Genomic DNA, 14,461 nt, shown 5'->3' with positions numbered 1-14,461 from the left:
TTACCACCCTGCACAAAAATGGTGCGGTCATTCACTAATACCATAAACAACTTTTAAGATGGAAAAAGGATCTAACGACATCAGTAAATGTCCCTTTCATAATGGCAGTTTGAAGCAAAGTGTTGCCGGTAGTGGCACCAGGAACCGTGACTGGTGGCCTGACCAGTTAAAGGTAAACATTCTGCGTCAGCACTCTGAGAAATCAAACCCCCTCGATAAAGATTTCAAATATGCCGAAGCTTTTAAAAGCCTTGACCTGGAAGCAGTGAAAAAAGACCTGCATGCTCTCATGACCGACTCACAGGACTGGTGGCCGGCCGATTTCGGTCACTATGGCCCGTTATTCATCCGTATGGCCTGGCATAGCGCCGGTACCTACCGCGTGTTTGATGGCCGTGGCGGCGGTGGTTCCGGTCAACAACGTTTTGCTCCCCTGAACAGCTGGCCCGATAACGTAAGCCTGGATAAAGCACGCAGACTGCTGTGGCCTATCAAACAAAAATATGGCAACAAGATCTCCTGGGCCGACCTCATGATCCTTACCGGTAATGTGGCACTGGAATCAATGGGTTTTAAAACATTTGGGTTTGCCGGTGGCCGTGTAGATGCGTGGGAACCCGATGAAGATGTGTATTGGGGTTCTGAAAATACCTGGCTGGGTGGCGATATCCGTTATGCGCATGGTTCACCCGGCGTTCCTAAAGAACATGGTGTGGTTTCGTCGGATGATGATGCAGATGGCAGGATCCACGGCCGCAACCTCGAAAAACCGCTGGCCGCTGTACAAATGGGTTTGATCTATGTGAACCCGGAAGGCCCCGATGGCAATCCTGACCCTATCGCAGCCGCTAAAGATATTCGTGATACGTTCGGCCGTATGGCTATGAACGATGAAGAAACCGTTGCCCTCATCGCGGGTGGACACAGCTTTGGTAAAGCCCATGGCGCAGCGCCTGCTGATGTGCATGTAGGTAAAGAACCTGAAGCTGCAGGCATTGAAATGCAGGGCCTGGGCTGGAGCAACAGTTTCGGTACCGGTAAAGGCGCCGATACCATCACCAGCGGCCTGGACGTTACCTGGACGAAAACGCCCACCCGGTGGAGCAATAACTTTTTCGAGAACCTGTTTGGGTTTGAGTGGGAATTGACTAAAAGTCCGGCCGGTGCACACCAGTGGGTGGCTAAAAATGCGGAGAGCATAATTCCTGACGCCCATGATGGTTCTAAAAAACGTTTGCCCACCATGCTTACTACCGATCTTTCTTTACGGTTCGATCCTGTTTACGAAAAAATATCCCGGCGTTTCCTGGAAAACCCCGATGCATTTGCAGACGCTTTCGCCCGCGCCTGGTTTAAATTAACGCACCGCGATATGGGACCGCGCGCCCGCTATCTGGGCCCTGACGTGCCGCAGGAAGAACTGCTGTGGCAGGATCCCATTCCGGCAGTTGACCATGCATTGATCGATGAAAAAGATATAACTGACCTAAAGGCGAAAGTACTGGCATCCGGTTTAAGCGTTTCAGAACTGGTGTCTACAGCATGGGCTTCGGCTTCTACCTTCCGCGGTTCGGACAAACGCGGTGGCGCCAATGGCGCCCGCATTCGCCTCGCGCCGCAAAAAGACTGGCCTGTGAATAATCCAGCCCAGTTGAAGAAAGTACTGAGCAAACTGGAAAGCATTCAAAAAGAATTCAATGGTGCACAAACAGCCGGTAAAAAAGTATCGCTGGCCGACCTGATCGTACTGGCCGGTTGTGCTGGTGTTGAAAAAGCAGCTAAAGATGCCGGGCATACCATCACTGTTCCGTTTACCCCTGGCCGTATGGATGCTTCGCAGGAACAAACCGATGTTGAATCAGTTGGTCACCTGGAACCCATTGCTGATGGTTTTCGCAACTACCGCAGTGCGAAATTCCATGCATCAACGGAAGCATTGCTGATAGATAAAGCACATTTGCTCACGCTTACGGCGCCTGAACTGACTGTACTGGTGGGTGGTATGCGCGTACTGAACACCAATTTCGACGGTTCCAAAAACGGCGTCTTCACTACCCGCCCCGGCGTGCTTACCAACGATTTCTTTGTAAACCTGCTCGACATGAACACAGCCTGGAAAGCTGTTTCGGAAGACAGGGAATTGTTTTTAGGCAGCGACCGTGCTACCGGCCAACCAAAATGGACAGGCTCGCGCGCTGACCTCATATTTGGTTCCAACGCAGAACTGAGAGCGATTGCAGAAGTGTATGCAAGCTCGGATGGCAAAGAGAAATTTGTGAAAGATTTTGTTGCTGCCTGGAATAAAGTGATGAACCTCGACCGATTTGATATACAGTAATTAATAGATGTGTGTACAATTAAAGAAGTTCCGGTAACCACCGGAACTTCTTGCTTTTAGGTGGAATTTGCCAAGAGAGGTGAGTAGATTATCTTTGATGCTGTCTGACCAATGCAAACACTATGAAAGTCAGTAACCTGGCGCCATGCGAAAAGATCAGTAACTACGTAGACAGGATCCTGGTCATTGAGGATGTACTGGTCACCAACCCATTCACGCTGCCTTTGTATGCCAATGGAGCGCCTACCCTGCTGTTTCAAACCGCCAGGGGACTTATCAAGACCAACACCAATAACCTCACCCTGTTTGGCCAAACCGTTTTCCCGGAAACATTAATCATCCGCGACAATTTTACCCTCATCGCCTACTTCTTTAAACCGTTTGCGTTATTTGCCTTATTTGGCGTTTCTGCCCGCGAGCTGACCGACAACCCCATCGATCTGAATTTGCTGTCGCCTTCCAAAACCGGGCGATTACAGGAACAGTTACTCAATGCAGACTCCACCTCAGTTATGCTTTCGCTGCTGGATGACTATGTGTTCAGCCTGATCACCAAAACCACTGCCGATTGCAAATTGATCCGGTTCGCCACCCAGGCCATTGTAGAAAATGCCAATAAAGATGCCCTGCTCAGGGTGCAAAAGGAACTGCACATTACCGAACGCACTTTTCAACGGCTGTTTGAAAAGAACATTGGCGTGGCGCCCAACCTGTTCAGGCGCATCTGGCAGTTCAATAACGCTTTTCAACAGCTTAACAACAGGCAGTTCAACAAGCTTACCGATGTTGCTTTCGCCAATGGCTATGCCGATCAAAGCCATTTCATCCGCGCCTTCAAAGAGTTTACCGGTATCACGCCCAAAGATTACCTGAAATTCGGCCAGGCGGAATAATGTCGGCTTTGTTCTATTTCAGGTTTTGCGGGCGTTGTTTCTTTGTGCTATCAATAAAGCAAAAACAATTATCATGACTAATCAAATTTATCCCTGCCTGTGGTTCGATGGCCAGGCACAGGCCGCAGCAAAATTCTATTGCTCCATTTTCAAGAACTCAAAGATCACGGCCGATAATCAAATGGTGGTAACTTTTGAATTGAATGGCAAGAAGTTTATGGGATTAAATGCAGGCCCGCATTTCAAATTCAATGAAGCAGTATCGTTTGTAGTAGATTGTGAAACCCAGGAAGAGATCGACTATTACTGGGAAAAATTGACCGCGAATGGTGGCAGTGAAGGCCAGTGCGGGTGGTTAAAAGATCAATTTCGTGTGAGCTGGCAGATTGTACCGACTATATTACCGAAGCTGTTAAGCGATCCGGCGAAAGCACAAAAGGTTATGCAGACCTACATGCAAATGAAAAAATTCGATATAGAGCAATTGAAAAATGCTTAATAAGCAACCGGAAAAGAATAACAAGAAAGGCTTGCCCATAGGCCGGCCCTTCTTGTTATGTTATACAGCGTTGCCGGGAAAATGAACCGGCCCTGTTCCCGGCTGTGACTGACAACAGTTATTTTGACATTTGTTGAGGATGTTTACTTAAGCGCTGGCAGCTGCTTTTTTCGTTTGTTCAATATTCGGCAAAAAACCGGTCACAAAACCGATCAGAGGCAAAAAAGCGCATACCTTAAAAACATAACCTACGCTGGTGATGTCGGCCAGTTTTCCCAATACCGCTGAACCCAGCCCGCCCATACCAAAGGCAAAACCAAAGAACAAACCGGCGATCATACCTACCTTACCAGGCACCAGTTCTGTGGCATACACCAGGATGGCAGAGAACGCGGAGGACATAATAAGGCCAATGATAACCGACAGTACGCCACACCAGAACAGGTTGGCATAGGGCAGCAACAATGTAAAGGGCGCAGCGCCCAGGATCGAGATCCAGATAATATATTTCCGCCCGAAACGGTCGCCCAATGCGCCGCCCAGTAAAGTACCGGCAGCTACGGATGCCAGAAAGATGAACAGGTAGATCTGTGACTGCTGTACCGTTACATGAAATTTATCAATAAGATAAAAAGTAAAGTAACTGCTCATGCTGGCCATATAAAAGTACTTCGAGAAGATAAGCACCAACAGGATGCCCAGGGAAGTAATGACCTTTGTTTTTGACAATGCCTTATGGTTCGCGGGAACAGCAACCGTTTTATTTTTGCTTTTCGATATTAAATGGCCTTTATACCAGGTGCCCACTCTAAAAAGCACAATGATGCCCAAAATGGCTATGAACGCAAACCAGATAATATTGAATTGTCCATAAGGAACAACGATCAATGCAGCCAGTAAAGGTCCGATAGCGGCTCCGGCATTACCGCCTAACTGGAAAATAGATTGGGCCAGTCCTTTCTTACCACCGGAAGCCAGGTGCGCCACCCGCGACGATTCGGGATGAAATACAGAGGAGCCCATGCCGATCAAACTAACTGAAATGAGTATAGCGATAAAGCTGGAAGCAAATGCCAGGGAAATAAGCCCTGCCAATGTAAAGCTCATACCAATGGCCAGTGAATAAGGGCGGGGCGTTTTATCGGTAAAGTGTCCAACGAAAGGCTGCAGCAGCGATGCGGTAACCTGGAAAGTAAACGTGATCAACCCGATCTCGGTAAACGACAATTGAAAATTGTCTTTCATCAATGGATAGATAGCCGGGATAACCGACTGCATCATATCGTTTAACAGATGGGTAAAGCTAATAGTGAACAGAATGGAATAAACGGTTGTTTGCGCCAGTGCTTTTGGATCAATAGCTGCGGAGGAATTGGTTGTTTTCATCATAATTTGTCAGATCATCTGATGTTTAAATAGAAATTTTTTATTGAGCAGTATGTCCTATGATTTTTGCGGCCGTGTTCCAGGCCTTTTTGGCATCTTTTGCTTCGATGCTTTTCAGCAATTGTTCATGCAGTTCCTGCGTTTCTTTAAAATCAGTAGTGTCTGTAAAAATGGTCAGAAACCTGTTTTTTATTTGCAATGAGAAGGTCTTGTACAGGTCGGCCAGGATCTCGTTTTTAGATGCTACTGCAATGGCGGTATGGAACCGGATGTCAGCCTCAACACTTTCCAGCAGCAGGTTTTCAGTAGCCGCTTTTTTACGGGCTGACAGCCAGTGGCGGATCTCTTTCAGATCATCCTCCGTTCTGTTGGCAGCTGCTTTTTCGGCGATCTTAATTTCTATGAGTTGCCGCACTTCGTCGAGGTCTTTAAAATCGGCCCTTTTCAGTCGCTGGGGCAATGGCTCTTTGATCCCTTCTGCGCCTTCTACGAAGGTACCCAGTCCCTGCTGAACACGCAACAGGCCTGAATTCACCAGTATTTTAATTGCTTCCCGAATGGTAGAACGCCCTACCCCAAAGGTTTTCATCAATTCCGGCTCAATAGGCAGCTGCTCACCGGTTTTATATTTACCAAGGGTGATCTGCTGTTGTAATTGGGCAGCTACTTCATCGGCCAGTGACCTGCGGGGGATAATATTATTCATCATATCATCAGACGAATACAAAGATATACCCCATGCGGTGATCTAACAAGAATTACCGCATTAATTTGTTTGAATGACGTTTAATTTTCAGGGAATGTTGTCAGCGTGCTGTTTCTTTATACGTTACATTGAATGATTGTACGAGCAGCGTATCATATATCAATGTATTCAACGGGAATTTTTCATCAAACACATTGTTCACCCGGTTTACATTGACATAAGTGCTATATGGTTGCCACGGGTTATTGATGGTAGCAAATCGTATTACGTTGATGAAAGGGAAAACCAAGCCTTCAGCAGTGGGCGATGCATAGAAGTATTGTAAGGTCGTGACCATACTACCGCCTACAGGTGTTGGCGTAACAAAATAATAGGGTTTATATTTTCCAATGTTTGTCATGAATCTATCAACCGGCTGAGACATAAATCTCGAAGTGTCTTTGCTTCGGAATTGGTAATGGTTATCCATTTTAGTAATTACAAAGTCCTTTGTCATTAACTCATTGGTGAAGCTGTTCCTGGTAATATGCCGTGCGGTGTGTTCATCAATTATGTTAAACGTATCAACCGCATCTGAAGAGGTTGGGGCCGTGGGATAAATATGTTCTGAAAATTTAATTTTATATTGCCCGATCAGGCTTTGATCTTTGACTTCGCCAAGCCTTGTAAACATTCTTATGGAGCTAAAATTGCCCAGTTTATCAAACACAAAATTACCGCTTACCAGTGGGTGCTCTTTGTTATCATTCTTTTTGCAGGATATAAAGGCAAAGCTGGCAAGTAAAATACAGGCCGGCAGCAAGAACTTATTATAACTCAAACTCATATATGTATAGGTATTGCCGCGCTAAAATTAATATTCATTCTTAACATTCGCAACAACAGCAGTTTACATTCCCATCCTGCCTATACATACTGTTGAATAAGATCAACCAATTGCTTTTTACTGGCCAGGCCTGATTGCCGCCAAACCGGTTGGCCGTTCCTGAACAGGATCAGGGTTGGCACGCCGCTGATCTGGTATTGCTGGGCAACGGCCGGCGATCTGTCTACATCGATCTTAATGATCCGCACCTTATCCCCTACTATAGATTTCACTTCCTGCAATACCGGCGCCTGCATTTTACAGGGGCCGCACCATTCTGCAAAAAAATCCACCAACACCGGTTTGCTGTCGTTCAGGATATTTAAAAAATTCTCTTTCATAGTTCCATCGTTTTATGAAGCTTGCTTAACCAGTTCGTTTATAAATATAAAAAAAGCAGGCCAGTGACCTGCTCAATGTTGACCGGCTACCCAGACAGTAAATGCCTTTCTTCTTTCATGTAATTCAGGAGAACATGCAGTGCCGCTTGTATTCTTTTTTCTGTTCGTTCTTCTGCTCCTGTTTAACGGGCGCTTTTTGTTTTTCAGTTCTGGTTGTCCGGCTCAGCCTGGCAAATGCCACTGCCCCAATAAAGGCAATCAGAATGATGACCACCACAATTCTTTTCATAAACTGAAATTTATATACATAAGTTACGAAATCCCAGGCAAAGGTTGGTGGAGTTTTTTGCAGGAGGATTTTAATTATCCTCAAAACTGCTTGGAGGTTCCTTAAATAATATATGGACATCCGTAACGGGACAATCAATGTATCCCCATTTATTCCAGTTTAATTTTAACCACTCAATACTTATAGCATAGCCTTCATTGTTTTTAGGAACAGATTCTTCTGGCAATTGCACATATGTCAATCCGGCTTTATATCCTGATATTACAAGTAGCGAATAGTGCTCCTGTTGCTCAATTACCATAAAGTCCACATAATCTTCATAAGGATATTTTCCTTTGCATCTTAAGATTGAACCGCGAACAAGGTCCTCTTTTGAATCGACTAACTTTATATTTTTCATATTTTATTTTAACCACATCTTAGATCATGTTTACCGGAAGTGTCAGCCGGCTTTTGTTTAACACCATCAATATCATACTCTCCTAAATGCTTTCCTCGTTTATCATTATATTCAATTCTTCCATGTTGGGTATCTGCTGCATACAGATTACCCTCCGCATCCCTGTAAACATCTCGGTTATTTAACCGGGTAATCTTCGTGTCTTTTTCCCAGCCATTTTTCCGGGCAACCTTAGCTACTTTTCCATTCACTGCAATGACCCTTTCGCCGGGAGGCATTTTTGATATTCTTGCTTCAAATGCCTTGGCCGATTCAGGTTTTGCATTTAAACCAAACGGGTCTATAAAAACGTTGGGATCGTTCACATAACCATACAAGGTAGGATTACTGCCCGCCAATCCAATCGGATCCTGGCTAATATAATTTCCCTGTTCTGGATCATAATACCTGAACCTGTTATAATACAACCCCGTCTCCACATCTTCATACTGCCCCTGGTACCTGAACGGCATGTCGCTGCGGCTGCCGCATAAAGGTCTTACTCTTCCGTAAATATCCAGTACCCCTTCCCAATTTTTTTTTCCTTCCGCATCATATACCCATTGGGGTGCTCCCACATGATCGGTTATAACACTGTAAGCAGCGCCATTCGCTATTTTGGCGGCGAGCCTGTGACTATCCGGTTCAAACACCCAGGTTATGGCTTTCACCGCGGCCCCGGCATTGGCCGGGTTAGGCTCCTGCGTAGCGTAACTGATGGCTCCCCACTCATTCACTACCGCCTGTGGCTTTTCTGTTTCCGGGTAACTCCATTCATGCAAAATGTTGTCTCCATCCCAAACCCAACGTGTTATGGTTCCATCAAATGTTTTTGATATCCGCCGCCCCAGCGCATCATAGGTAAATGTCACCACTTTACCATCAGGCCGCACCACTTTATGCAACTGCCCATTGGCATACCACTCGTATTGCGTTCTCTTAAGCGTTGCCTTTTCGGTTTTGTGTAACAGACGGCCATCTGCATCGTATGTAAAAATGTAGTTGTTATTTTCAAGCAGGGCGCCGCTGCTGTCGTAGCTGCGATCTGTTTTTGATGTGGTTTCATAAATATTCCCGGTACTATCGGTAACACGGTGCACAATATTATTATCGGCATATTGTGCAAATACCAGGTTGCCGAGTTGATCATGCTTGAAACGGGTATTGCTCTGCGAGATGGCTTCAAATATATTGGTCAACCGGTCGTTCACATCCCAGGTATATTTCTTCCAGCTTTGTACGGTGCCGCGTTGCGTTATTTTATGCTCACCCGGGCGGTGAGCGCGATCATATTGCCATTCGCTGGTAATTCCACCAGGCAATAACCGTTCTATTTCCTGGTCGGCCGGGCTGTATTTGAAATGGGCTTCCCATAACTGCTGCTGTTGTTTTGCCTGCAGATGCGTTACCTGTCCACTCTTATTGCGCTGCAATTGTATAGCAGCACCCAGGTTGCTGGTTAGCTGTATGCGGTGGCCCGAATTGTCGTAAACGCTTTCCACCACGTATTCGTCCTGCTGCTCGGTGTGCACATAGCCCATTTTATTGCGTTTGAACCGCACCTGGCTGTGCTCATTGATCGCCTCTGCCAGACGGCCATTTCTATCATACCTGTACAGCTCCCAGCTGCCATCTTCATGCTCCACGCGAATGATACGGCCATTGGCATCATATTCATAATTGGTGAACAGTCCACCCCTGCGTACGATCTTCACTATTTTACCGGTGACATCGCGCTCGTATTGTTTCTGCACACCCCCAAAGCCGGTTTCATTGATAATTTCGCCCCGTTTGTTATAGCTGAAGGTATAATGCCCGCCTGCTTCGTTTACAACAGCGGTAAGTCTTTGTTGTGTATCGTACAGGTATTGCTGCTCTACTCCATGCTCTTTCCGTTTTGCCAGTTTTCCCAGCGGCGTATATTCGAATTGTACCTCGCCATGTTTGTCAGCTGCCTGAACCACTTCTTCATATGCATTGTAAACCAGCTTTACATGATTACCATCGGGCAGATATAAATGGCTCAGGCGGTTCAGTTGATCGTAACGGAACTGCCGTACATGCCCTGATGTATCGGCAGATTGAATGCAGTTACCCAGGGCATCATATTTCCAGCTGGCGACTGCACCATCCGGCCATTGCAAACTGCTCAGGTTCTCATCTTCATCGTAGCTCAGTATTGTTTTTCGATTACCTGGTTCAGTGACGCTGGTCAACTGTCCCTCTTCATTGTATTCGTAGGCAGTTGTTTTACCATTGGGATAATTCACAAACTGCAAACGGCGGGCAGCATCATAGCCAAAGGTCTGGCTGCTGCCATCGGGATGGATAATTAAAACGGGCTGGTTATACTCATTGTATTGAATCTGTACGCTGCTGCCATCGGGAGCCGTTCTTGCCTGTAACATGCCCCGTTCATTGTATGTATAACCGGTAATAAAGCCGGCTTCGTCAATCTCGCGGTACAGGTCAAAGGTTTCGGTATATTCTGTATACCGGTGATTGCCATAATGATCGGTTTCCTGTACACAGAGATTGTTCTCATCGTAATAGTAAGTAGTTGTTTCACCTAACGAATTGGTGACTACATTATACCCTTTCCTGTATTCAATAAAACCTTCCAGCAAGCCACCATCGCCCCAGGTATGCACACAGCGCTTTTTATTATCATATTCCCAGTAAAATGATTGGCCGTTCCGGTCGGTCTTTTTTACCATCAGGTGATCCTGGTATTCAAGATGCACCTGCTGGTTCAGGCCGTCGGCAATAGCGACCAGATCACCGGCTTCATTATAGCTATAGCTCACCAGCGTTTGCTCAATGTTCTTATGCCGGAGTGTTACCCCGGTAATACGCCGTTGTTTGTCGAGCGTAAAGAACAGTTGCCTCCCAACACTGTCGGTGATCGCATTTAAATGACGGCCGTTATAATGTAACTGAATGCGGTTGCCGCTGTAATTTTCAATAAAGGACAAACGCCAGGTACCCGGTATTGTATCATAATTAAAATGATAGTAGCGCTCTTCATTATAGTCTTCCAGCAAAAAGTGACCGTTTTGTTTGCGGCGCAAAAGTATTTTTTCCTGCGGATGATAGTACTCATCTCCTGCAGCCAGCCATGGAAAAACGACCAGGCGGCCATCGGCCATCATTAATGACAAACAATCCTCATCGGGCCATTCCTGTATCCAGCGATCGTAGCTCAGGTGAACACCATGGCCCAGTGGACCTGCAACGTCTGAATCGCTATCCCAGCAGCGGCTGAACGTCAAAGGGATGGGGCCTGGCAGTTCAATATCGGTATATTCGTATGTAACGCGGCCGGTGATGAGATCAACGGGATCGAAGCCCATTTTACACAGTTTGCTGCTTAGCTTACTGGTAGCCGGGAATCTTTTAAGCAACTTATTGTTTAAGGCTTTTAGCATTTTGCCGCCTGCTTTACCAAAAACCTTCAGGAAGGAACCAAAGGCAAAAGCTTTCAATAACGCCATCAGGCTGAAGTTGGGCACCAGCGGTCCGCCTACCATCACCGGTTTACCCCATTGTAAAGGGATACAAAATGAAGTGGGTAAATATAAGGAAGGAATGGGTTTGAATTTTTTACCCGGCCTGAACGAAAGCGGCAAACCAATGTCGTTACAGGTCATGAGCATGTAGCCCGAGCCGCTCATGGGAGCGCCATCTACCGACACCGTTTTGCTGCCAAAGAAATTGGTGCTGTCGTGGCCAATCACAGGGATCAGGGAAAAGCCAATGCCAAAAGGGATGTGTATAAACGTAATGATCATCCCAGCGGTATCGGCATTACCACGAGGTACATTATTCACTTTTACCGTTGCGCCAATAAAAGGGATATAATCAAAGGGATCAATTACCAGGCCGATGTATGGATGAGGAAGCGGAATAAACGGAATCGGCGTATTCACAAAATGGAGGTCAATCCCGATCACAGGCTTAAGGTGCGTGTTCGCAAAGTACATATTAGGTTATTGTATAATAGTTAACACATGCCGGAAACGAACTGATACCCCGAAGCTGTCATGGGATTAACAACAGCAAGAAGAATGGAATTCGGCAGACGAAATCACCGGCTTACTAACAAATTTCGTTCCTTTTACGGAAAGGCATATGGGTATTTTTTTAAAAATGGAATGGGAAAGATTTTACCTGACCGGCTCAGGCACGGTAATCGGTGAATATGTGAAAAACAACAAGAAAACCTGATATAAAAATTTTAAATGGTATAAACATAACTGGCCTTGAATAACGCATTATATAAATCACTGATGCCTGCCAGTTAGCCGAGTTTCGCCCACCTGTTCAGGCATAAAAATTTCTGTTCATCACTCCGCCGTCAGGCAGATCCCCGCTACGATCATATTCACACTTATTGCTGGTAACCTTATAACGCTCCACTGGTGCCTACCCGCACGTTGGCTTTATCATTATTCATTTATAAAATCAAGTTGTATGTTTAGGAAATTTACGTGGAGAAACGCCGGCATAACCCTGCTGGCTTGTTTCGTATGTACAGCAGAGGCGTATGCGCAAAACTGTAATTGCGCCGTAACTATTCCTCTTACCCAGCAATCGTTCAATGCATCAACGGTACAACCTGGTGATACGGTATGCCTGGCGGCAGGTGTTCGTACCAGGAATCTGCTGATTACTAACGTAAATGGTACAGCCGCTAATCCCATTGTATTCATTAACTGCGGGGGCAAAGTCACTTTCAGTCTGGCCTCAGGCCTTTCCTACGGCATCAAGTTCCAGGGTTCCAAACACTTCCGGATCACCGGTACAGGCAGCAGTGATCTTTATGGCATTGTAGTAGACAGCGCCGCCCAGGGCATGCAACTGGAGGCCTTAAGTACCAATTTCGAAGTAGATCATCTGGAGATCAAAAACTCGGGGTTTGCCGGCATCATGGCGAAAACAGATAATTCCGGCCGCGGAACTTTTGTCATGCGCAATGTAAAATTCCACCATAATTATATGCACGACCAGCGAACCGGTGAAGGTTTTTATATCGGGCATTTTAACTGGGCGGTAGATGGCGATCAGCACGACATAGACACGCTGGAACTGTATGACAACATCACTGAACGCACCGGCCGCGAAGGTATACAGATCGGCTGCACCTATTCAGGAAAAGCCAAGATCTATAATAACCGGGTCATCGATCCGGGCCTGTTAAACCTGGCCAACCAGCGCAGCGGCGTACAATTGGGCAACGGTTTTTCCGGTTCATTTTACAATAATTATATAGAAGATCCGGTAGCGAATGGTATAACAGTATTGGGCGTGGGAAATGTATATGTATACAATAATGTGATCGTCAATCCGGGTGAGATGGCCATTTACAGTGGTCACCCTACATCCGAAGCAGGAAAGCACTTTTATTATGTGAACAACACCATACTGATGGGCAGCAGCACCCAGCCGGTGATCCGGTTCGACCCCACCGTTGCCTGCACGGGCTATATTCAAAACAATGCGATCGTACGCACTGCCACCGATACCGCATTCGACAGAATGAGCGGCACCATGGTGGTCAGCGGCAATGTGATCAGAACAACTGCCGCGCCTTTCAATTTTGAAAATGCAGCTGCCGGTAATTATGATCTGCTCACAGGCTCTGTGGCCATCAATGCCGGCGTGAATCCAACCGGCTTTAGCATTCCCTTCGATTTTGAGAACCGTCCACGGCCGGTAGCCGCTTATGACGCAGGCGCCTATGAATTTCAGGGAACACCCGGCCCTACAGTGCTGTATCGCGTTAATGCAGGCGGGTTAGAGGTAGCAGCCACACCTATTCCCTGGGAAAAAGACAAACAAACAGATCCCTGTGCCTGGCTCGACCCTGCCTCTCCTAATTACACCACGGGCAGTGATCAGCCCTGGGGTGGAACCAATACCACGGATGCGCCTTCCCAGATCTTCAGCACAAACCGCTATGCTGCATTCGGCGGCACCCAGGTGAACTATAATTTCCCCGTAAGCAATGGAACCTATGAAGTGCGGTTATACTTTGCCGAGAACAGCAACCAGGCGGCCGGACTGCGCGTATTCGATGTGCAGGCGGAAGGCACTGTGCGTCTGGATAATTTTGATATTTACGCCGCCGCCGGGTACCGCAATGCGCATAAAGAAACCATTAACGTTACTGTAACCGATGGCACACTCGATCTTGACTTCGTAGCGGTAACCGGTAATCCGCAGATCAATGGTATTGCCATTGTTCCAGCAACAGCGGCCCGGCAGTATGTAACACAAACAACGCAGCCTGTTGTGGAAAAGAACCGGCTGCTCGCCTACCCGGTTCCACTGCAAAACCAATTGTATATTCAAAAGCAGGAAAACACCACCGGTACATTCAGCACCGAAGATGTGGAAGTACAGCTGCTGAATGAATCAGGTACGCTCCTCTACAAGGCAAGACATCAGTTTACCGGCGGAAATATGAAACCGCTAAACCTTTCGCCGCTGGGACTGAAGCCAGGCCTTTACTTCCTGAGAATAACCGGATCAAAGACGAATGAAGTAATGAAGTTGTTAAAGCGGTAGAACAAACGGGTGAGTTATCCGCCATCTGATAGCTATCGGAAGACGGGTGACTCACCTGATTTTTTTCTCCCTCTTCCTAAAAGCAAAACAGGTGAAAACACCCATTTTATTGCTTTACCCTAATGCTAACTTTGG

General features: G+C 46.6%; 11 protein-coding genes. 4 read left to right on the top strand and 7 right to left on the bottom strand.

Annotation, left to right across the window (positions count from 1 at the left end; translation table 11 throughout):
• Positions 1-58: 58 nt before the first annotated feature.
• From katG to JUB15_RS03825, 3 genes are all read left to right on the top strand, one after another.
• Positions 59-2,338 (top strand): catalase/peroxidase HPI, encoded by a 2,280-nt coding sequence (katG, locus tag JUB15_RS03835; protein WP_207510990.1) that lies wholly within the window; start codon positions 59-61, stop codon positions 2,336-2,338.
• A gap of 122 nt (positions 2,339-2,460) precedes the next feature.
• Positions 2,461-3,231, top strand: a complete 771-nt coding sequence (locus JUB15_RS03830) for a helix-turn-helix domain-containing protein (protein ID WP_207510989.1) — start codon at positions 2,461-2,463, stop codon at positions 3,229-3,231.
• A gap of 73 nt (positions 3,232-3,304) precedes the next feature.
• Positions 3,305-3,730, top strand: a complete 426-nt coding sequence (locus JUB15_RS03825) for a VOC family protein (protein ID WP_207510988.1) — start codon at positions 3,305-3,307, stop codon at positions 3,728-3,730.
• Between the two features lie 147 nt (positions 3,731-3,877).
• Here the strand turns inward: JUB15_RS03825 and JUB15_RS03820 are convergent, their stop codons facing one another.
• The 7 genes from JUB15_RS03820 to JUB15_RS03790 form a co-directional block, all read right to left on the bottom strand.
• Positions 3,878-5,119, bottom strand: a complete 1,242-nt coding sequence (locus tag JUB15_RS03820) for an MFS transporter (protein WP_207510987.1) — start codon at positions 5,117-5,119, stop codon at positions 3,878-3,880.
• Positions 5,120-5,156: 37 nt separating this feature from the next.
• On the bottom strand, positions 5,157-5,825 hold the full coding sequence (locus JUB15_RS03815; RefSeq protein WP_207510986.1) for a FadR/GntR family transcriptional regulator: 669 nt from the start codon (positions 5,823-5,825) through the stop codon (positions 5,157-5,159).
• Positions 5,826-5,922: 97 nt separating this feature from the next.
• A complete protein-coding gene (locus JUB15_RS03810) occupies positions 5,923-6,648 on the bottom strand; it encodes a hypothetical protein (protein WP_207510985.1) in 726 nt (241 codons plus the stop codon).
• A gap of 80 nt (positions 6,649-6,728) precedes the next feature.
• The gene (gene trxA / locus JUB15_RS03805; RefSeq protein WP_207510984.1) at positions 6,729-7,028 is read right to left on the bottom strand and encodes a thioredoxin; all 300 of its coding nucleotides are present in this window, start codon (positions 7,026-7,028) and stop codon (positions 6,729-6,731) included.
• A 124-nt stretch (positions 7,029-7,152) separates the two neighbouring features.
• Positions 7,153-7,317: a hypothetical protein gene (locus JUB15_RS03800; RefSeq protein ID WP_207510983.1), complete on the bottom strand. Its 165-nt coding sequence runs from the start codon at positions 7,315-7,317 to the stop codon at positions 7,153-7,155.
• A gap of 70 nt (positions 7,318-7,387) precedes the next feature.
• On the bottom strand, positions 7,388-7,717 hold the full coding sequence (gene imm45, locus JUB15_RS03795) for an Imm45 family immunity protein (RefSeq protein ID WP_207510982.1): 330 nt from the start codon (positions 7,715-7,717) through the stop codon (positions 7,388-7,390).
• A gap of 8 nt (positions 7,718-7,725) precedes the next feature.
• Positions 7,726-11,739 carry an RHS repeat-associated core domain-containing protein gene (locus tag JUB15_RS03790; protein WP_207510981.1) on the bottom strand — a complete coding sequence of 1,338 codons (4,014 nt, stop codon included), beginning with the start codon at positions 11,737-11,739 and terminating at the stop codon, positions 7,726-7,728.
• Positions 11,740-12,229: 490 nt separating this feature from the next.
• On the opposite strand from JUB15_RS03790, the gene JUB15_RS03785 reads away from it, so the two are divergent.
• Complete coding sequence (locus tag JUB15_RS03785; RefSeq protein WP_207510980.1) at positions 12,230-14,326, top strand: malectin domain-containing carbohydrate-binding protein; 2,097 nt, start codon at positions 12,230-12,232, stop codon at positions 14,324-14,326.
• Positions 14,327-14,461: the final 135 nt, after the last annotated feature.

It is taken from the genome of Longitalea luteola (assembly GCF_017356035.1).
GTDB lineage: Bacteria > Bacteroidota > Bacteroidia > Chitinophagales > Chitinophagaceae > Niastella > Niastella luteola.
The sequence above is the reverse complement of the archived record's forward strand: the minus strand, read 5'-3'. Positions and strand labels throughout refer to the sequence as shown.